This window comes from Micromonospora sp. LZ37 (genome assembly GCF_059359015.1).
This window is the reverse complement of sequence record NZ_JCADBL010000001.1, coordinates 797,330-816,436: the sequence shown is the minus strand read 5'-3', so window position 1 is coordinate 816,436 and position 19,107 is coordinate 797,330. Positions and strand designations below refer to the sequence as shown.

The following is a 19,107-nucleotide window of genomic DNA, read 5'->3' as shown; positions in this document are numbered from 1 at the left end:
GGTCCGCACCCGCCGGTCGCCCCGGGCACCTGGCAGGATGGAACGGTGAATCCCGCAGCTGAGTCCGACCGGCCCGGTGCGTCGAGGACCCTCTTCGAAGCGGTCGGCGGCGAGCCCACCTTCCGCAAGCTGGTCGACGAGTTCTACGCCGGCGTCGCCACCGACCCGCTGCTGCGCCCGATGTACCCGGAGGAGGACCTCGGGCCGGCCGCCGACCGGCTGACCCTCTTCCTGATGCAGTACTGGGGTGGCCCCAACACCTACTCCGCGCAGCGCGGGCACCCGCGGCTGCGGATGCGGCACGCCCCGTTCCGGATCGGCGCGGTGGAGCGGGACGCGTGGCTGCACCACATGCGCCGGGCGGTCGACCGGCTGGACCTGCCGCCGGAGGTCGCCGGCGCGCTCTGGGACTACCTGGAGCGGGCCGCCTACTTCATGGTCAACGTGATGGAGGACCCGGCCCAGGACGGGTAGGGCCGCACCCGCCCGGACGCCGGCCGACCGCTCAGAGCAGGGCGCCCTCGTCGTGCAGCCAGTCCACGAACGTGGACGCCACGGCGGCGCCGCAGTCCAGCAGCTCGACCAGCAGGGCGTCGTGGGCACCGGCGCCGAAGGGCACCTGGAGCTCGGCGTAGATGGGCAGCTGGCCGCGTTCGGTCGGGTCGCCGATGTAGGCCTTGCAGAACCGCCGGGTGTGGTTCCACTCGTTGACCACCCGGTAGGCCCGGTCCGCCCAGTCCGGCGGGACCGTCGCGTGTGGACGGGCCCGCATCACCAGGATCTCGTCCTCCGGGCCCTCCAGGGTGACCAGCACCGCGTGCCGCTCCCACATGGCCAGCAGGTTGCCGTCCCCGTCGGCGAGGTAGCGCACGTCGAGCAGGTCGAGCGCGTCGCAGACCCGGCGCAGGGTGACCGGCTCGACGGTGACCGGCATGTCCGCGGTCACGGGCCGGTCGGCGGCCGGAGCGTCGTCCCCCGGCTGGCGCGGTGACGGGGGTCCGACCCGGACGGCGCTGTCCACTGTGATCCCGCTTCGGGCTTCCGGGTCACCGCCGGCGGCGGGACCAGGGCGCCATGACCACCACGGCATCGCTCGCGCACCTCACTCCCCAGCGGATCCAGTCGCCTACGGTGCGTTGGATCCGAGGATGGACGGTACCCGGACAGCCGGGTTGAAGCACCCCCCCAACGACAGCCCCAGGCCGGAAGAATGACGAGGGATCAGCCGTTCGGACGATCAGCGGGCGGGCGGATGGCAAGCTCCGAGACCTTCCGCGACCACGCCGCCCCGTACGGTCCCACGAGTCCGACCCATCGGCCGGCCACCCGCACCTGGACGTCGGCGGCCTCGGCGGGGCCGAGGAACCCCATCCGGACCACGCCCTGCACGAGCCGCTGGCTGACCTCCACCGGTTCGCCCGGTGACTCGTCCGGAACGACCGTCACCGCGACGTGGTCCAGCAGCGCGTCGCGGAGCACCCGCGGCCCGACCGCGCGGCCGCCCACCCCCTCGGTGCTGGCGGTCCGCAGGGTGCCCGCCGCCGCCGCCGCGATCCGCCGCAACTCGCCGGCGGGCAGCAGCTCCACCTGCCGGCTCGCCGCCGGCGGCAGCGGCCACCGCCACTGCGCGTCCCGGCGGGCCGGCAGCGTCGACCCCGCCGCCTCCAACCGGGCCAGCAGGTCGGCGGCGGCCACCGTCACGTCACCGGGGGCGTCGCCGGCCACCGTCCGGACCACGAGCACGTCCCACGGCAGGCGGGCCCAGAGCGCCGTACGACCGCTGCCACCGACCGGACGCAGCCGGACCACCGTGGCCGGGTCGAACCGGACCAGCCGGGCCAGGAAGGCGCCCGCGTCGGCCACCCCCGCGAGACCGTGCCCCGGCGTCGCCACGGGCGCGCCGCTCACGCCGACCCGCCCGCCGCCGCGTACGACAGCAGGAAGGTCCGCTCGTCGTCGCTGATCCGCCGGGGCGCCCGGCGATCGAGGTCGAACGGGACCAGCACCGAGCGGGCGGTGCTGGCCAGCACGTCACCGTCGTACAGCTCGTAGGCGACGGTGAACCGGGAGGCCCGGATCTCCTCGACCCACAGCTCGATCCGGACGGTCGGCGCCGCCGCCGCGGTGGCCCGGCCGAGCGCGTAGTCGACCGGGCGCAGGTAGTCGACCTCGTGCCGGCGGATGACCACCCCGTCGGCGAGTGTGCCCACTCCCCACGCCCGGCCGCCGGCGAACATCAACGCCACCCGGGCCTCCTCGTACAGGGTGAGGAAGCGCGAGTTGTTGACGTGGCCGTACGCGTCCAGGTCGGACCAGCGCAGCGTGCAGTGGTAGACGAACCGGTCCGCCATGCTCAGTCGCGGGTGAGCTTGCGGTAGGTGACCCGGTGCGGGCGGGCCGCCTCGGCGCCGAGCCGGTCGACCTTGTTCTTCTCGTACGCCTCGAAGTTGCCCTCGAACCAGAACCACTTGGCGGGGTTCTCGTCGTCGCCCTCCCAGGCCAGGATGTGCGTGGCGACCCGGTCCAGGAACATCCGGTCGTGGGAGATGACCACGGCGCAGCCGGGGAACTCCAGCAGCGCGTTCTCCAGGCTGGAGAGGGTCTCCACGTCCAGGTCGTTGGTCGGCTCGTCGAGCAGGATCACGTTGCCGCCGATCTTCAGCGTCAGCGCGAGGTTGAGCCGGTTGCGCTCGCCGCCGGAGAGGACCTTGGTCGGCTTCTGCTGGTCCGGGCCCTTGAAGCCGAACGCGGCGATGTACGCCCGCGACGGCATCTCGACCTTGCCGACCATCAGGTAGTCGAGGCCGTCGGAGACGACCTCCCAGACGGTCTTGTCGCCGTCGAGGCCCTGCCGGTTCTGGTCGACGTACGACAGCGAGACGGTGTCGCCGACCCGGACCTGGCCGTCGGTCGGCTGCTCCAGCCCGACGATGGTCTTGAACAGGGTGGTCTTGCCGACGCCGTTCGGGCCGATGATGCCGACGATGCCGTTGCGCGGCAGCGAGAAGCTGAGGTTGTCGATCAGGATCCGGTCGCCGAAGCCCTTGGTGAGCGACTGCGCCTCGATCACCGTGTTGCCCAGGCGCGGGCCCGGCGGGATCTGGATCTCCTCGAAGTCCAGCTTGCGGGTCTTCTCCGCCTCGGTGGCCATCTCGTCGTACCGGTCGAGACGGGCCTTGGACTTGGTCTGGCGGGCCTTGGCGTTGGAGCGGACCCACTCCAGCTCCTCGGTGAGCCGCTTCTTCATCTTGGCGTCGCGGCGCCCCTCGACGGCCAGCCGGGCGGCCTTCTTCTCCAGGTAGGTGGAGTAGTTGCCCTCGTACGGGTAGGTCCGGCCGCGGTCCAGCTCGAGGATCCAGTTGGCCACGTTGTCGAGGAAGTACCGGTCGTGGGTGATGGCCATGACGGTGCCGGCGTACTTGGCCAGGTGCTGCTCCAGCCACTGCACGCTCTCCGCGTCCAGGTGGTTGGTGGGCTCGTCGAGCAGCAGCAGGTCGGGCGCCTCCAGCAGCAGCTTGCAGAGGGCGACCCGGCGGCGCTCACCACCGGAGAGCTGGGTCACGTCGGCGTCCGGCGGCGGGCAGCGCAGCGCGTCCATGGCCAGTTCGAGCTTGGAGTCGACGTCCCAGGCGTCGAGGTGGTCGAGCTCCTCCTGGAGCTTGCCCATCTCCTCCATCAGCTCGTCGGAGTAGTCGGTCGCCATCTGCTCGGCGATCTTGTTGAACCGCTCCAGCTTGGCCTTGGTCTCGGCGACCGCCTCCTCGACGTTGCCGAGGACGGTCTTGGCGTCGTTGAGCGGGGGCTCCTGGGCGAGCATGCCGACGGTGTAGCCGGGCATGAGCCGGGCCTCGCCGTTGCTCGGCTTGTCCAGGCCTGCCATGATCTTGAGGAGGCTGGACTTACCGGCGCCGTTCGGGCCGACCACACCGATCTTGGCCCCCGGCAGGAAGTTCAGCGTCACGTTGTCGAGCACGACCTTGTCGCCGTGCGCCTTGCGCGCCTTTTCCAGGACGTAGATGAACTGGGCCACGGTGCGGGCTACCTCCGTCGGTTGCTGTCGCCGATTGGCGGGCACGGCGCGGTCTGCGACCTCCGCCCACCGCCGCCGGCCGGGAGCCGGCCGCGCGCACGCCGTCGTCAATCCTGACAGGTACGGCCCGCTCCGCCCACATCACCCCGCCCGAGCAGTACGGTGGCGGGCCGCACCGGCCGGCCGGGCACCTCTGCGGTGTGACGGGAACCACGACGGACGGCCACTAAGCGCCGCCGCCCTGCCGGCCGGGAGAGGGCCTTCGAGGGTCGCCGACGCGGCCTGTCAACAAGATCACTAAGATGGTTCAGCGACCGTGGGACGGGTAGGGAACTCCGGCACGGGGCCTCAGACGCCGCAGCTACGCTCAGTACGCTCATCGCGGTGGACCCGTCAGCACCCGGAGGTGGCCGATCGTGACCGTCCGTAGCTCCTTTGTCGTAGTGGCGAACCGACTGCCGGTCGACGAGGTGAGCACACCCGAGGGGCGGCAGTGGCGACGCAGCCCGGGCGGGCTGGTCACCGCGCTGCACCCGGTGCTCGCCGAGCACCAGGGCACCTGGGTCGGTTGGGCCGGCGGCACCGGCGCCGCCCCCGAGCCGTTCGACCTGGAGGGCATCCGGCTGCACCCGGTGCCGCTGAGCGCCGAGGAGCTGGAGCGGTACTACGAGGGCCAGTCCAACGCCACCATCTGGCCGCTGTACCACGACGCCGTCGAGACCCCGGCCTACAAGCGCCGCTGGCGCGAGGCGTACCGCCTGGTCAACGCGCGGTTCGCGGAGGCGGCGGCGGAGGTCGCCGCGGAGGGCGCGACGGTCTGGGTGCAGGACTACCAGCTCCAACTGGTCCCGTCGATGCTCCGCGAGCTGCGCCCGGACCTGAAGATCGGCTTCTTCCTGCACATCCCGTTCCCGCCGATCGAGCTGTTCATGCAGATGCCCTTCCGCACCGAGATCCTGCGCGGGCTGCTCGGTTCCGACCTGGTCGGCTTCCAGCAGCGGCTGGCCGCGCAGAACTTCGTCCGGCTGGCCCGGCACCTGCTCGGCCTGCGCTACGAGGGCCAGATGATCCAGGTCGACGGTCGGCAGGTGAAGGCGGGCGCCTTCCCGATCTCCATCGACACCCGGGAGATGGAGCGGATGGCGGCCGACCCGGCGATCCAGGCCCGGGCCAAGCAGATCCGCGAGGAGCTGGGCAACCCGAAGACGATCATCCTGGGCGTCGACCGGCTGGACTACACCAAGGGCATCGAGCTGCGGCTGAAGGCCTTCCGGGAGCTCCTGGCCGACGGAAAGTTGACAGTCCCCGACGCCGTCATGGTGCAGGTCGCCACGCCGAGCCGGGAGCGGGTGGAGCATTATCAGGCACTCCGCGTCAAGGTCGAGCGCGAGGTCGGTCGGATTAATGGCGAATTCGGACGGGTCGGGGTGCCCGCGGTGCATTATCTGCATCAGTCGTACAGTCGCTCCGAACTGGCCGCGATGTACGCCGCGGCCGACGTCATGATGGTGACCCCCCTGCGAGACGGAATGAATCTGGTGGCCAAGGAGTACGTCGCATCGCGCGCCGACCAGGGCGGCGCACTTGTGCTCAGTGAATTCGCCGGCGCCGCCACCGAGCTGCGCCAGGCGTTCCTGTGCAACCCGCACGACCCCGACGCGGTCAAGGACGCCCTGCTACGGGCCGTACACGTGGAGAAGCCGGAGGCCCGTCGCCGAATGCGGATCATGCAACGTCACCTGCGCACCCACGACGTGGGCCACTGGGCCCGGTCGTTCCTCAACGAGCTCGGCGCGCCCGGAACGGAGACCGCGTGAACGCCGCCGCCAGCGACATCATCACCCCCGCGGCCGGCACCATGGACCCCGAGCTGCGCGCCGCCATCGGGCGGATCGCCCGGGTCCCGCAGCTCCTGATCGCCTGCGACTACGACGGCACCCTCGCGCCGATCGTCCAGGACCCCAGCAGGGCCGTGCCGCTGCCCGAGTCGGTGGCCGCGGTCCGGGCGCTCGCCGCGCTGCCCCAGACCACCGTCGCGGTGGTCTCCGGGCGCGCCCTGCGTGACCTGGCCGCGCTCTCCCGGCTGCCCAGCGAGGTCCACCTGGTCGGCAGCCACGGCTCCGAGTTCGACATCGGCTTCGTCGAGCGGCTCTCCCCCGAGCTGGTCGCCGTCCGCACCCGGCTGCGCGACGCGCTGCGCGAGATCGCCACCGCGCACCCCGGCGTACGGCTGGAACGCAAGCCGGCCAGCGTCGCCGTGCACACCCGCGGGGTCGACCCGCAGATCGCCGCCGCCGCCATCGACGCGGTCCGCAACGGCCCCGCGAAGTGGGACGACGTCACCGTCACCCAGGGCAAGGAGGTCATCGAGCTGTCGGTGGTCGCCACCCACAAGGGCACCGCCGTCGACCAGCTGCGTACCCAGCTCTCGGCCAGCGCGGTGCTCTTCATCGGCGACGACGTCACCGACGAGAACGCCTTCGGCAACCTGCACGGGCCGGACATCGGCATCAAGATCGGTCCCGGGGACACCCAGGCCCACTTCCGGGTGGCCGATCCGCTCGACGCGGCCCGGGCCCTGGGCCTGCTGCTGGAGACCCGCCGGCACTGGCTCTTCGGCGAACGCGCCGTGCCGATCGAGCGGCACTCGATGCTCGCCAACGGCCGGACGGTGGCCCTGCTCACCCCCGAGGCCAAGGTGAGCTGGCTCTGCCACCCCAAGCCGGACTCGGCGGCGATCTTCGCCGACCTGGTCGGCGGCAGCCCGGCCGGACACTTCACGGTGGGGCCGGAGCGGGGCGGCATCCCGCTGGGGCAGCGCTACCGGAGCGGCACCATGACCGTGGAGACCCGCTGGTCCGGTCTCACCGTCACCGACTGGCTGGACCTGCCCGCCCGGGAGACCACCCCGGACGGCCCGGCCGTCATCACCGGCGACTCCACCCTGGTGCGGGTGCTCACCGGCACCGGGCGGGCCCGGATCGACTTCGCTCCGCGCCCCGAGTTCGGTCAGGTCCAGGTCCAGCTGCAACCCATGGACGACGGCCTGCTGGTGCTCGGCTCCAACGAGCCGATCGCGCTCTACGCCCCCGGCGTCGAGTGGGAGGTCGGCAACGACGGCGGGTACGAGAGCGCCAAGGCCGTGGTGGACCTCACCGCCGCCGGCGGGCAGGTCGTGCTGGAGCTGCGCTTCGGCACGCACAGCCTGGAGCACCACGCGGTGCCGATCCACGAGCGCCAGGCCGCCGCCGAGCAGCCCTGGAAGGACTGGGTGGCCTCGCTCCGGCTGCCCACCACCGCCCGGGACCTGGTCGCCCGCAGCGCGCTCACCCTGCGCGGCCTCTGCCACCAGCCGACCGGCTCGATCCTCGCCGCGGCGACCACCTCGCTGCCGGAGGAGCTGGGCGGCGTCCGCAACTGGGACTACCGCTACTGCTGGCTGCGGGACGCCGCGATGACCGCCCGGGCCCTGGTCGACCTCGGATCGATCGAGGAGGCCGAAGCGCTGCTGCGCTGGGTGGACGGCTGCATCGAACGCACCGGGGGGCACCCCGAGCGGCTGCACCCGCTCTACACCGTCGACGGGTACGAGCTGGGCGCGGAAGCGGTCATCGACACCCTGCCCGGATACGCCGGCTCCCGGCCCGTCCGGGTCGGCAACCTGGCCAACCACCAGCTCCAGCTGGACGTCTTCGGCCCGATCGCCGACCTGCTCGCCGCCGTGGCCGACGCCCGGGGCTCGGTCCGCGAGGACGAGTGGCGGGTGCTGGAGAACATGGTCGAGGCGGTACGCCGCCGCTGGCACGAGCCGGACCACGGCATCTGGGAGGCCCGCCTCCCCCCGCGGCACCACGTCTTCTCCAAGGTCATGTGCTGGATGACCGTGGACCGGGCGCTGCACGTGATGCGGCAGCACGGCGGCGAGGACCGGCCGGAGTGGGTGGAGCTGCGCGACCGGATCGGCGCCAACGTGCTGGAGAACGGCTGGCACGAGGAGGTCGAGGCGTACAGCGTCGCGTACGGCGACGAGGACATGGACGCCTCCTCGCTCTGGATCGGCATCTCCGGGCTGCTCCCGGGCGACGACCCGCGCTTCCTGTCGACCGTGCTCAAGATCGAGGCGGACCTGCGCAGCGGCCCGGTCGTCTACCGTTACCACTGGGACGACGGCCTGCCCGGCCGGGAGGGCGGCTTCCACATCTGCACGGCGTGGCTGATCGAGGCGTACCTGCGCACCGGCCGCCGCACCGACGCGGAGGAGCTGTTCACCCAGATGATCGACACCGCCGGCCCGACCGGGCTGCTCCCCGAGCAGTACGACCCGCTCGCGGAGCGGGGGTTGGGCAACCACCCGCAGGCGTACAGCCACCTCGGCCTGATCCGCTGCGCCCTGATGCTGGACAACATGCTCAAGCAGTGACCTGACCAGCGCCACGACGGCGGCCGGGGATCCGTTCCCCGGCCGCCGTCGCGCATCCGCCCGCCGGCACGCCGTCACCGCGCTTCGCGGCGGGTCGCGGTCTCCGGGCGGGCGGACACCGCGACACGCCGCAAACGGTGAGGGCCGACGGTACGGGCCGACGGACGGCCGGCGGCCGGGCGGGTGGGGTGGGTCAGGTGTCGAGGGTGCCGACCACGTCGCCGATCACCACGATCGCGGGTGGGCGCAGGCCCGCCGTCACCACGTCCGCCGCGACCGCAGCCAGCGTCGAACGGAGGGTCCGCTCGCCGGTGGTGGTGCCCTCCTGGACGACCGCGACCGGGGTGGCCGGGTCCCGGCCGTGCGCCACGAGGGTGGCGGTGATCGCGGCCAGGTTCTTCAACCCCATCAGCACGACGAGGGTGCCGCGCAGCCCCGCGAGGGCCTCCCAGCCCACCAGCGAGGCCGGGGAGTCCGGCGCGACGTGCCCGGAGACCACGGTGAACTCGTGTGCCACGGCCCGGTGGGTGACGGGGATGCCGGCCACCGCCGGCACGGCGACCGCGCTGGTCACCCCGGGTACCACGGTCACCGGTACGCCGGCTGAGGCGCAGGCGAGCAGCTCCTCGCCGCCCCGGCCGAAGACGTACGGGTCGCCCCCCTTGAGCCGGACCACGACCTTGCCGGCCAGTGCCCGGTCCACCAGGATCCGGTTGATCTCCTCCTGGGCCCGGGACGGCCCGTACGGGATCTTCGAGGCGTCGACCAGCTCGACGTCGGGGCGCAGCTCGTCCAGGAGCAGCCCGGGCACCAGCCGGTCGGCGACCACCACGTCGGCCTCGGTGAGCAGGCGCCACCCCTTGACCGTGATCAGCTCCGGGTCGCCGGGGCCCGCCCCGACCAGCGCCACCCGCCCGGCCGGCCGCGCGCCGGCCGGTGCCGGCCCCACCGGGGCGGCCCCGCCCCGGGCGGGGGTGTCGACCGCCGGGGGCGTCGACGGGGAACCCCTGCTCGCGGAGAGCAGGTCCCGGATCGCGTCCCGGACCCCCATCGCCCGGCGCGGGTCGCCGCCGCCGAGCACCGCCACGGTGACCGGACCGTGCCGGGTCACCGCCGGCGTCCACGCGGTGGCCGCGGCCCGGTCGTCGGCCCGTACGCAGAAGATCCGGCGCTCGGCGGCGGCGGCGCTGACCGACGCGGCGGCGAGCGGATCGTCGACCGCGACCTGGACCAGCCAGGCGCCGTCCAGGTCGGCGGGGGCGAAGCGGCGCGGCTCCCAGCGCAGCCGGCCGGCGTCGACGTGGCCGCGCAGCGCGGGGGTCAGCTCCGGCGCGACCAGCAGGACGTCCGCGCCCGCGTCCAGCAGCGCCGGCACCCGACGGGTGGCGACCGCTCCCCCGCCCACCACGACCACCCGCCGCCCGGCGAGGCGCAGGCCGAGGGGGTACGGGTTGGCGCTCACTTCTCGGAGACCCCCGCCGAGTCGAACGTGGCGACCTCGTGCACTACCCGCACCGCGCCGGTGACCACCGGCAGGGCCAGCAGCGCGCCGGTGCCCTCGCCGAGCCGCAGGCCGAGGTCGATCAGCGGGTCCAGCCCGAGGTGGCGCAGCGCGGCGGTGGCGCCCGGCTCGGCGGAGCGGTGCCCGGCGACCATCGCGCCGACCGCGTCCGGGGCGAGGGCCGCCGCGGCGAGCGCGGCGGCGGCGGCGATCACGCCGTCCAGCAGCACCGGCACCCGGCGGGCCGCGGCGCCGAGGATCAGACCGGCCAGCGCCGCGTGCTCCAGGCCGCCCACGGCGGCCAGCACGCCCAGCGGGTCGGCCGGGTCGGGCCGGTGCCGGTCCAGCGCCGACCGGACCACGCCGACCTTGCGCCGGTACGTCTCGTCGTCCACGCCGGTGCCCCGCCCGGTCACCTCGGCGGCGTCGGCGCCGGTGAAGACGGCGATCAGGGCGGCCGCCGGGGTGGTGTTGCCGATGCCCATGTCACCGGTGAGCAGGACGCCCGCCCCGGCGTCGATCAGCTCCCCGGCGATCCGGATGCCGGTCTCCACCGCCGCCCGGGCCTCGTCCCGGGTGAGCGCGGCGACCACCGTCATGTCCCGGGTGCCGCGCCGGACGTTCGCGGTGACCAGCCGCGAGCCCGTGCGGGCGGCCGTCCCGTCGACTCCGCCCGGCGCGTCCGGCCCGGCGGCGGGATCGACCGGCAGCGGGGTCGCCACGCCGACGTCGACCACGGTGACCGAGGCGCCGGCCTGACGGGCGAACGCGTTGACCACCGCCCCGCCGGCCAGGAAGTTGGCGATCATCTGGGCGGTGACCTCCTGCGGCCAGGGGGTCACCCCCTGGGCGTGCACGCCGTGGTCGCCCGCGAAGATCGCCACCGCGGCCGGCTCGGGCAGCGGCGGCGGGCAGGAACCGGCCAGCCCGGCGAGGCGGACGGAGAGGTCCTCCAGCGCGCCGAGGGAACCGGCGGGCTTGGTCAACCGCCCCTGGAGGTCGCGGGCGGCGGCCATCGCCGACTCGTCGAGCGGCCCGATCGCCGCGATGGTGGTCTCCAGCATCATGCCTCCAGGATCTCTGCGAGAACCGCGGTGAACGCGTCGGTCGTCGCCGGGTCGCGGACCGCGATCCGCAGCCAGTCCGGGCCGAGCCCGGGGAAGGTGTCGCCGCGCCGTACCGCCCAGCCGCGCTCCCGCAGCTGCTCGCGTACCCGGTCGGCGCCGGGCCGGTGGATCAGGACGAAGGCGCTGGCCGGGCGGCCCGCGACGCGTACCCCGGGCAGGGCCGACAGGCGCGCGACCAGGTGGTCGCGGTCGGCGGCCAGGCGCGCGGCGATCGCGCGCTCGGCCGCGACGGCGGTCGGCGACGCGATGGCGGTGGCGGCGGCGAGCGCCGGCGTGGAGACCGCCCAGAGCGGCTGGACGGCGGCGAGCCGGTCCAGCAGCGCCGGCTCGCCGAGCAGGTAGCCGATCCGCAGGCCGGCCAGGCCCCAGGTCTTGGTCAGGCTGCGGACCACCACCAGGCCGGGCAGGTCGCGCCGGCCGGCGAGGGACTCCGGCTCGCCGTCGACGCCCGGCGTCAGGGTGGTGTCGGCGAACGCCTCGTCGACCACCAGCACCCGGCCCGGCCGGGCCAGGGCGGCGAGGTCGGCGGCGGGGTGCAGCACGGAGGTGGGGTTGGTCGGGTTGCCCACCATCACCAGGTCGGCGTCGGCCGGCACCCGGGTCGGGTCCAGGCGGAAGTCGTCGGCGGGGTCGAGCAGCACCCGCTCCACCGGATGCCCGGCGGCCCGCAGCGCCGCCTCCGGCTCGGTGAACTGGGGGTGCACCACCACCGGTCGGCGCACCCCGGCCAGCGCCCGGGCCAGCAGCACGAAGCCCTCGGCGGCGCCGGCGGTGAGCAGCACCTCCTCCGGGGGACGGCCGTGCCGGGCGGCGACGGCCGCCCGGGCGGCCCGGGGGTCGGGGTACGCGGCCAGGTCGGCCAACGAGGCGGTGAGCGGGTCGGCCAGCCACTCCGGCATCGGGTCGCGCCGGACGTTGACGGCCAGGTCGATCAGGCCCGGGGTGGCCTCGGCGTCCCCGTGGTGCCCGAGGTCCGGCTCGCCGTCGGCGCCCGGCGTCGGCCCGGTGTCCGGCACCGACCCGGGCGCTCCGGGGTCCCGGTCCGGCCTCGATTCGTCCTCGGCGCCCCACTCCGCACCGATCAGCTGACCACGCATGTCCGCGATCCTGCCGGGAAGCCGCCGTACGGGACAGCGGATCCCGGCGTGGGCCACGTCACCACCGGCCAGCACGGACGGCCGTTTATGAATTCTTCTCATTTCCGAATCGGAAATGTCATAACTTGACCCTGTGAGCAACCGACCCCTTGCTGCCGCTGGTCGTTCCGTTCCGCTCCTCCGCGCCGGCCTCATCGCCGGCCTCGTGATCGCCGCCGTGGCCTACCCGGTGGCCGCCTTCACCGGTCTCGGCGCCAAGGCCACCGCACACGCGATGGAGCACAAGACCAACATCCTGCGCACCGCGCTGCCGGCCGAGACGTCGTACCTCTACGCCCCGGACGGCAGGACGATCCTGACCATGTTCTACGAGGAGTACCGGCAGTACACGAAGCTGTCGGACATGTCGCCGAACATCCAGCAGGCGATCGTCGCCGCCGAGGACAACCGCTTCTACCAGCACCGCGGCGTCGACCCGAAGGGCGTCGCGCGCGCCTTCGTGGCCAACGCCCGCTCCAACGGCGTCTCCCAGGGCGCCTCCACCCTGACCATGCAGTACGTCCGGATGGCGCTGCGGGACAGCGCCACCACCCCGAAAGAGGTCCAGGAGGCCACCCAGCAGACCAGCCTGCGCAAGGTCAAGGAGATGCGCATGGCGCTGGACATCGAGAAGGAGCTCAGCAAGGAGCAGATCCTGGAGCGCTACCTCAACTCGGCGTACTTCGGCCACCGGGCGTACGGCATCTACGCCGCCGCCGAGATCTTCTTCTCCAAGACCCCGGCCACCCTCACCCCGGTCGAGGCGGCCACCCTCGCCGGCCTGGTCAAGTCCCCCTCCGAGTACGACCCGATCACCTCCGACAAGAAGGACGCCACCGACCGGCGCAACTACGTGCTCGAGCGGATGGCGCAGCTCGGCTACCTCTCCCCGGACGCCGCCGCGACGGCCAAGGCCGAACCGATCCGGACCCGGGTGACCAACCCGCCCAACGACTGCACCTCGCTGCCGAGCAGGTACCAGACCTGGGGCTTCGCCTGCGACTACGTGAAGAACTGGTGGAGCGCCCAGCCCGCGTTCGGCGAGAACCGGCTGGAACGCATGGACAAGCTGCGCCGGGGCGGCTACCGGATCGTGCTCAGCCTCGACCCGAAGACCCAGGCGGCGGCCGAGAAGAACGTCAGCGCCAAGGAGGGCGTGGGCAGCCCCTTCGCCAACGGCATCGTGGTGGCCGAACCCGGCACCGGCCGGATCAAGGCGATGGCGGTGAACCGCAACTACTCACTGGACCTCAGCGAGAACGGCCCCTCCTCCAACCCGGAGGCCGACCCCAGGGTCAAGGCCAACTACCCGAACACGGTGGCGCCACTGCTCGGCGGCGGCAGCCTCCCCGGCTACCAGGCCGGCTCCACGTTCAAGATGTTCCCGATGCTCGCCGCGCTGGACGCCGGGATGCCCCTGTCGACCGAGTACGACTCGCCGTACCGGTACCAGTCCCGGGTGTACGACGGGTGGGCCCCCTCCAACGCCAGCGCCGCCATGACCGGCCGGCAGACCATGTGGTCCGGCTTCGGCAAGTCGGTGAACACGTACTTCGTCAAGCTGGAGGAGCAGGTCGGCGCGGAGCGCGCGGTCCGCCTCGCCGAACAGCTCGGCCTGCGCTGGCGTACCGACGTGGACCGGGACCACGCCTCCCCGGCGAAGGCCAGCAAGTGGGGCGCGTTCACCCTGGGCGTCTCCGACGCCACCCCGCTGGAGATGGCCAACGCCTACGCCGCGATCGCCGCCGACGGCCGGTACTGCGAGGCGATGCCGGTCAACTCGATCACCAACCGCGACGGCACCCCCGCCACGTACCGCACGTTCGGGGGGATCGAGCGGGAGGTCGCCAAGCCGCGCTGCCGGCAGGTGGTGAACGCGGACGCCGCCCGGGCCGCCACCGACGCCGCCCGCTGCCCGACCGGTGACACCCCGGCCCGGGGCGGCTGCGGCGGCTGGTCGACCGCGGACAGCGTCCGGGGCACGGTGGGCCGTCCGGTGGCCGGCAAGACCGGCACCACCGACAGCACCCGGTCGGCCTGGTTCGTCGGCTACACCCCCGAACTGGCCGCGGCGAGCTTCATCGCCGACCCGGACAACCCGTTCAACGCCGTCGGCGACGGCCAGTCCCAGATCCCGATCCACGCGGTCGCCCAGACGTTGCGCGACGCCCTGAAGGGCAGCCCGACCCGCGACTTCACCCCACCCTCCGACCGCATGGTGGGGTGACCGGGGCGGCCACGAGTTTCGCGTCAGGAACGGTGCGGTTCCTGGCGCGAACCCCGTCCAGCGTCCACTTCGGACGGATCCGCGCTCCCGGGGCATCCCCTAGTGCAGGTCGGCCCTGACCAGCGACCACAGCTCCAGGTCGACCCGGGCGCCGCGGACGAACCCGGCGTTGCGCAGCAGGCCCTCGTAGCTGAAGCCGGCCTTCTCGGCCACCCGGCGGGACGCCACGTTGCCGGGCGCCACCCGCACCTCCACCCGTTGCAGCCCGTGCTCCAGGATCAGCGCGATGGCCAGCGCGTCCACCGCCTCGGCGGCCAGCCCGAAGCCCCGGGCGTGCGGGGCGAGCGCGTACGACACCTCGGTCAGCCGGGCGCCCCAGTCGGTGCGCCGGGTCCACAGACAGCCCACCACCCGGGCGTCCTCCCGCCGCACCACCGCGTAGTGGTCACCGTCCCCGCTGTCCCGCCGCTGCCGGGCCAGCTCCGTGCACCAGGCGTGCCCCTCGATCCGCCCGGCGGACTCGGCCACCGGCAGCCACCGCTGGGTCTGCCGGTCGGCGAAGATCTCGTCGACCGCCTTGGCGTCCCCGGCGGTCAGCTGACGCACCTCGGTGCGCGGGGTGGAGACCGTCAGCGCCGGGAACCGACGCACCGCGACCTGCCCGATCACGCGGGCGCTCCCACACCCTCGGCCACCCCCGCCGCCACCAGCCGGGTGGCGATCCCCGGCCGGGCCGCCCAGTGCAGGCCGAGCTGCGAGGCGTGCACACCCCGCCAGACGAAGCCCTCCGGGGAACCGCCGTCCCAGCTCCAGGCGGCCCGCTGGCCGGCGCGCGGGGTGAGCACCGCGCCGTGCTGCTTGTAGCCGACCACCGCCGTGCCCGTCCCGGCGACCACGCTGTCGCTGAGGGCGGTCGCCTCGCGGTAACCCACCACCAGGCCGTCCCGGGTGGCGCCGACCGCGTCGAGCACCCCGCACATCGGCAACCCGTCCAGCTCGCGGGCCAGCCAGAGCAGGCCGGCGCCCTCGGCGAGCACCGGACGGCCGGTGCGCGCCAGCTCGGCCACCGCGATGCAGAGCCGGCGGTTGGCGGAGAGCTCCCGGGCGTACGACTCGGGCAGGCCGGCGCCGACGACCAGCGCGCGGGCCCCGGCGGGCAGCGTCTCGTCGCGCAGCGGATCGACGGCGACCACCTCGGCCCCGGCCGCGCGGAGCAGCTCGGCCGTCTCGGCGTAGCTGTAACTGCCGCCCGGCCCGGCGGCGAGCGCCACCACCGGGGCGCCGCCGTCCGGCTCCCCCGCGTCCGGCGACCACGGCTCGACCGTCAGAGCCGGCGCGGACCGGGCCAGCGCCAGCAACCGCTCCAGGTCGACCGTGCCGGCCACCGCCTCGCCGAGACGCCGCACCGCCCGGACCGCCTCGGCGTCCCGCCGCACCACGGGCACCACGCCGTGCCGCCGGGAGGGCAGCACCGGGGGCAGCTCGTGCCGGCGCAGGGCGCCGTAGACGGGCACGTCGATGTCGTCGAGCGCCTGCCTCAGCATCGTCTCGTGCCGGGGGGACGCGACCTGGGTGAGGACCACCCCGCCGAGCCAGAGCTGCTCGTCGTACGAGCGGAAGCCGTGCACCAGGGCCGCCACCGACTGGCCCATCGCGGCCACGTCCACCACCAGCACCACCGGGCTGCGCAGGACGGCGGACACGGCCGCGGTCGACTCGGTCTCCGGACGCCCGGCGACCGAGTCGTAGAGGCCCATCGTGCCCTGCACCACGGCGAGGCCGGCCCCGGCGGCGCCGTGCGCGAAGAGCGGCACCAGCCGCTCGGCGCCGACCAGCCGCGGATCCAGGTTGCGGCCGGGACGACCGGCCGCCAGCCCGAGGTACGCGGCGTCGACGTGGTCCGGGCCGAGCTTGAAACCGGCGACGTCGACCCCACGGTCGGCGAAGGCGGCGAGCAGGCCGATGGAGAGGGCGTTGGTGCCGTGTCCGGAGGACGGCGCGCTGAGCACGAGGCGCGGCACGGCGGTCATCAGCGACTCCTCGCAGGCGACAGGGGGTGGTGCGCGGACCGGGAGGAACGGGACGGTGATCCGCTCGCGTGACCATACCCGTCCGCACCGACGCACGGCGGCCACCGAGCGGCCCGTCCCACCGGGCCGTCGCGGTCAGTGGTGCCGGTCATACGGGTAGCCTCGTGGCTGTGTACCGGTTCCTGCTGACCCCACGTTGGCTGGGCGCGCTCGCGCTGACCCTGGTCGCCGCCGCGGTGATGGTGATGCTCGGCAACTGGCAGCTGGACCGCTACCACGCACGTACGGCGGTCAACGAACGCATCGACGCCGGCAGCCGGATGGCCCCCGCGCCGCTGCGCGACGCGCTGCCGGCGCCGACCGGCGGGGCCGGCTCGGTCGGGGCGGCCCCCGCCGAGCGGGTCGAGTGGAGCCGGGTCACCGCCACCGGCCGGTACGACGCCGACAACGTCGTCCTGGTCCGCGGCCGGACGGTCGAGAGCAAGGTCGGCTTCGAGGTGCTCGCCCCGCTGGTGCTCGCCGACGGCACCGCCGTGCTGGTGGACCGGGGCTGGATCCCGCCGGCGCCCGGCGGCGCGGTGGCCATGCCGCAGGTCCCCGACCTGCCGACCGGCGAGGTGACGGTGGTCGGCCGGGTGCACCCGAGCGAGCCCCGCGGGAGCGAGGTGAGTCGGCGCGACGGCCGGCTGGAGACCCGCCGGATCGCCGTCGGCAAGCTGGCCCGGGAGCTGCCGTACCCGGTGCACGGGGCCTACCTGCTGCTGGACGAGCAGACCCCGGCCGACGACCCGGCCTTCCGCGCGGTGCCGATCGGGCACACCAACAACTGGCAGAACTACGGCTACGTCATCCAGTGGTGGATCTTCGCGGTGATGTCGCTTTTCGGCTACGGCTGGGTGGCCCGCCGTGAAGCCCGCCGCGCGGCCGGGCTGGACACGCCGAAGACCCCGGTCGACCGGGCCGCCGAACCGGCGGCGTCCGCCTGATCCGTCGACCGGCCATGCGGTCCGCCCCCGACGTCCGGTGACCCGGCTGCGGTCGGCTCAGCCGCCGGCCCGACCGGTGTGGATCGCCCGGACCGTGTCGATGGTGTCGGCCTCGGCGGCGGCCTTGTCGTCGCGGTAGCGCACCACCCGGGCGAACCGCAGCGCCATCCCGCCGGGATAACGCGAGCTGGTCTGCACCCCGTCGAAGGCGATCTCGACGACCTGCTCGGGGCGGACCCGGACCACCCAGTCGCCGCGCTCGACCGCGAGCCCGAGGAACCGCTCGGTCTGCCAGCGCAACAGCTCGTCGGTGAGACCCTTGAAGGTCTTGCCGAGCATCACGAAGTCGCCGGTGCGGGGGTCGCGGGCGCCGAGGTGGAGGTTGGAGAGCCAGCCCTGTCGCCGGCCGCTGCCCCACTCCACCGCCAGCACCACCAGGTCGAGGGTGTGCCGGGGCTTGACCTTGACCCACGCCGCGCCGCGACGGCCCGCGTCGTAGGGCGCGTCCGGCGCCTTGACCACGACGCCCTCCTGGCCGGCGTCGAGCGCGGCGGCGAAGGCCGCCGCGGCCTGCTCGGGGCCCGCCACCTCCAGGCGCCCCACCAGCAGCGACTCGTCGACCGCGCCGGCCAGGGCGGCCCACCGCTCCCGGCCGGGCAGGTCGATCAGATCCTCGCCGTCGAGGTGCAGCAGGTCGAAGAAGTACGGCGTGAGCACCGTCGCGCCGGTGGTCTCGGCGGCGGCGACCACGGCCGGGGCGACCGGGGAGCGACCGGTGGTGCTGGGCGTGATGCGCCGGGCGGCCCGGCTGGACGTCTGCTGGAAGGGCAGGGGCCGGCCGGTGGCGTCCAAACCGATCGCCTCGCCGTCGAGGACCAGCTCGCGGGCGGGCAACGCGCGGACGGCCGCGACCACCTCGGGGACCCGGGTGGTGATCTCGTCGAGGCTGCGGGTGAAGACGGCGATCTCGTCGCCGGAGCGGTGCGCCTGGATGCGGATGCCGTCCAGCTTGACGTCGACCACCGCCGGGACGCCGGTGGCGTCGAGGGCCGCGTCGACCGAGGGTGCGCTCTGCGCCAGCATCGGGGCGAGCGGGCGGCCCACCTGGAGCCTGAAGCCGGCCAGCGCGGCGGCGCCGCCGGAGAGCGCGGCCACCGCGACGGCGCGCAGGTCACCGGCGAGCAGCAGGGCCCGGCGCACGGCCGCCACCGGCACCTCGGCCGCCGCGGCGATCGCGTCGGCGAGCAGCCCCGCCTGGGCACCCTGCCGAAGTTCGCCGCTGAACAGCCCGACCAGCAGCCGCTGCTCGTCGGCGGTGGCGGCGGCGAAGAGCGCGCCGAGCAGCTCCCGGCGGCGGGCCTGCGAGCCGGCCCCCCGTACCGCCGCGATCCGCTCGACCGCCGCGTCGACGGCGGCCACGGTGAGGGTGGGCTCGGCGGCCGGGGCGGGCAGGTCACGCAGGCCGGCCCAGCCGACGCCGGTCTGCCGCTGGCGCAGCTCGCCGGCGAGGTAGCCGGAGCCGGCCGGAACCTCGGCCGGGTCGAGCGCCCGCAGCGCCTCGGCGAGCAGCGCCACCTTGGCCCGCCGGCCACTGGTGGCGCCGACCGCCGCGGAGGTGGCCGCCAGGTCGAGGAACCGCACGGCCTCATC

Annotated in this window: 15 protein-coding genes; 5 read left to right on the top strand and 10 right to left on the bottom strand. The window is 74.2% G+C overall.

Annotated elements, in window-relative coordinates:
• Positions 1-45: 45 nt before the first annotated feature.
• Positions 46-474: a globin gene (locus tag AC5L3Z_RS03880; protein WP_334525614.1), complete on the top strand. Its 429-nt coding sequence runs from the start codon at positions 46-48 to the stop codon at positions 472-474.
• A 31-nt stretch (positions 475-505) separates the two neighbouring features.
• Here the strand turns inward: AC5L3Z_RS03880 and AC5L3Z_RS03875 are convergent, their stop codons facing one another.
• The 4 genes from AC5L3Z_RS03875 to ettA form a co-directional block, all read right to left on the bottom strand.
• Positions 506-1,090 carry a type III secretion system chaperone family protein gene (locus AC5L3Z_RS03875; RefSeq protein ID WP_494839487.1) on the bottom strand — a complete coding sequence of 195 codons (585 nt, stop codon included), beginning with the start codon at positions 1,088-1,090 and terminating at the stop codon, positions 506-508.
• 131 nt (positions 1,091-1,221) lie between these two features.
• Positions 1,222-1,908, bottom strand: coding sequence for a DUF8185 domain-containing protein (locus tag AC5L3Z_RS03870; protein WP_494839486.1), 687 nt, complete (start codon positions 1,906-1,908; stop codon positions 1,222-1,224).
• Positions 1,905-2,351, bottom strand: coding sequence for an acyl-CoA thioesterase (locus AC5L3Z_RS03865; RefSeq protein ID WP_494839485.1), 447 nt, complete (start codon positions 2,349-2,351; stop codon positions 1,905-1,907). Before AC5L3Z_RS03865 ends, AC5L3Z_RS03870 begins: the two co-directional genes overlap by 4 nt.
• Before the next feature lie 2 nt (positions 2,352-2,353).
• Entirely contained in the window at positions 2,354-4,030 is a 1,677-nt protein-coding gene (ettA, locus tag AC5L3Z_RS03860; RefSeq protein WP_494839483.1) for an energy-dependent translational throttle protein EttA, read from the bottom strand.
• Positions 4,031-4,446: 416 nt separating this feature from the next.
• Here ettA and AC5L3Z_RS03855 point away from each other — a divergent pair, with 416 nt between their 5' ends.
• Together AC5L3Z_RS03855 and otsB are read left to right on the top strand one after the other, a co-directional pair.
• Positions 4,447-5,847 carry an alpha,alpha-trehalose-phosphate synthase (UDP-forming) gene (locus tag AC5L3Z_RS03855; protein ID WP_334525628.1) on the top strand — a complete coding sequence of 467 codons (1,401 nt, stop codon included), beginning with the start codon at positions 4,447-4,449 and terminating at the stop codon, positions 5,845-5,847.
• A gap of 41 nt (positions 5,848-5,888) precedes the next feature.
• A complete protein-coding gene (gene otsB, locus AC5L3Z_RS03850) occupies positions 5,889-8,450 on the top strand; it encodes a trehalose-phosphatase (RefSeq protein ID WP_494839608.1) in 2,562 nt (853 codons plus the stop codon).
• Between the two features lie 193 nt (positions 8,451-8,643).
• Here the strand turns inward: otsB and cobA are convergent, their stop codons facing one another.
• Genes cobA through cobC form a run of 3 tightly spaced genes read right to left on the bottom strand, consistent with a single transcriptional unit; the run spans position 8,644 to position 12,175 of the window.
• A complete protein-coding gene (gene cobA, locus AC5L3Z_RS03845; RefSeq protein WP_494839482.1) occupies positions 8,644-9,912 on the bottom strand; it encodes a uroporphyrinogen-III C-methyltransferase in 1,269 nt (422 codons plus the stop codon).
• Complete coding sequence (cobT, locus tag AC5L3Z_RS03840; protein ID WP_494839607.1) at positions 9,909-11,015, bottom strand: nicotinate-nucleotide--dimethylbenzimidazole phosphoribosyltransferase; 1,107 nt, start codon at positions 11,013-11,015, stop codon at positions 9,909-9,911. Before cobT ends, cobA begins: the two co-directional genes overlap by 4 nt.
• Positions 11,015-12,175 (bottom strand): Rv2231c family histidinol phosphate aminotransferase CobC, encoded by a 1,161-nt coding sequence (gene cobC / locus AC5L3Z_RS03835; protein ID WP_494839480.1) that lies wholly within the window; start codon positions 12,173-12,175, stop codon positions 11,015-11,017. Before cobC ends, cobT begins: the two co-directional genes overlap by 1 nt.
• A gap of 133 nt (positions 12,176-12,308) precedes the next feature.
• Between cobC and AC5L3Z_RS03830 the strand changes: the two genes are divergently transcribed.
• A complete protein-coding gene (locus AC5L3Z_RS03830; protein WP_494839478.1) occupies positions 12,309-14,441 on the top strand; it encodes a transglycosylase domain-containing protein in 2,133 nt (710 codons plus the stop codon).
• 99 nt (positions 14,442-14,540) lie between these two features.
• On the opposite strand, the gene AC5L3Z_RS03825 is transcribed toward AC5L3Z_RS03830, so the two are convergent.
• Positions 14,541-15,110, bottom strand: coding sequence for a GNAT family N-acetyltransferase (locus AC5L3Z_RS03825; RefSeq protein WP_494839477.1), 570 nt, complete (start codon positions 15,108-15,110; stop codon positions 14,541-14,543).
• The gene (locus AC5L3Z_RS03820; protein ID WP_494839475.1) at positions 15,107-16,471 is read right to left on the bottom strand and encodes a cobyrinic acid a,c-diamide synthase CobB; all 1,365 of its coding nucleotides are present in this window, start codon (positions 16,469-16,471) and stop codon (positions 15,107-15,109) included. Before AC5L3Z_RS03820 ends, AC5L3Z_RS03825 begins: the two co-directional genes overlap by 4 nt.
• Before the next feature lie 164 nt (positions 16,472-16,635).
• On the opposite strand from AC5L3Z_RS03820, the gene AC5L3Z_RS03815 reads away from it, so the two are divergent.
• Entirely contained in the window at positions 16,636-17,457 is an 822-nt protein-coding gene (locus AC5L3Z_RS03815) for an SURF1 family cytochrome oxidase biogenesis protein (RefSeq protein ID WP_494839473.1), read from the top strand.
• A 57-nt stretch (positions 17,458-17,514) separates the two neighbouring features.
• On the opposite strand, the gene AC5L3Z_RS03810 is transcribed toward AC5L3Z_RS03815, so the two are convergent.
• Complete coding sequence (locus tag AC5L3Z_RS03810) at positions 17,515-19,098, bottom strand: ATP-dependent DNA ligase (RefSeq protein ID WP_494839472.1); 1,584 nt, start codon at positions 19,096-19,098, stop codon at positions 17,515-17,517.
• Positions 19,099-19,107: the final 9 nt, after the last annotated feature.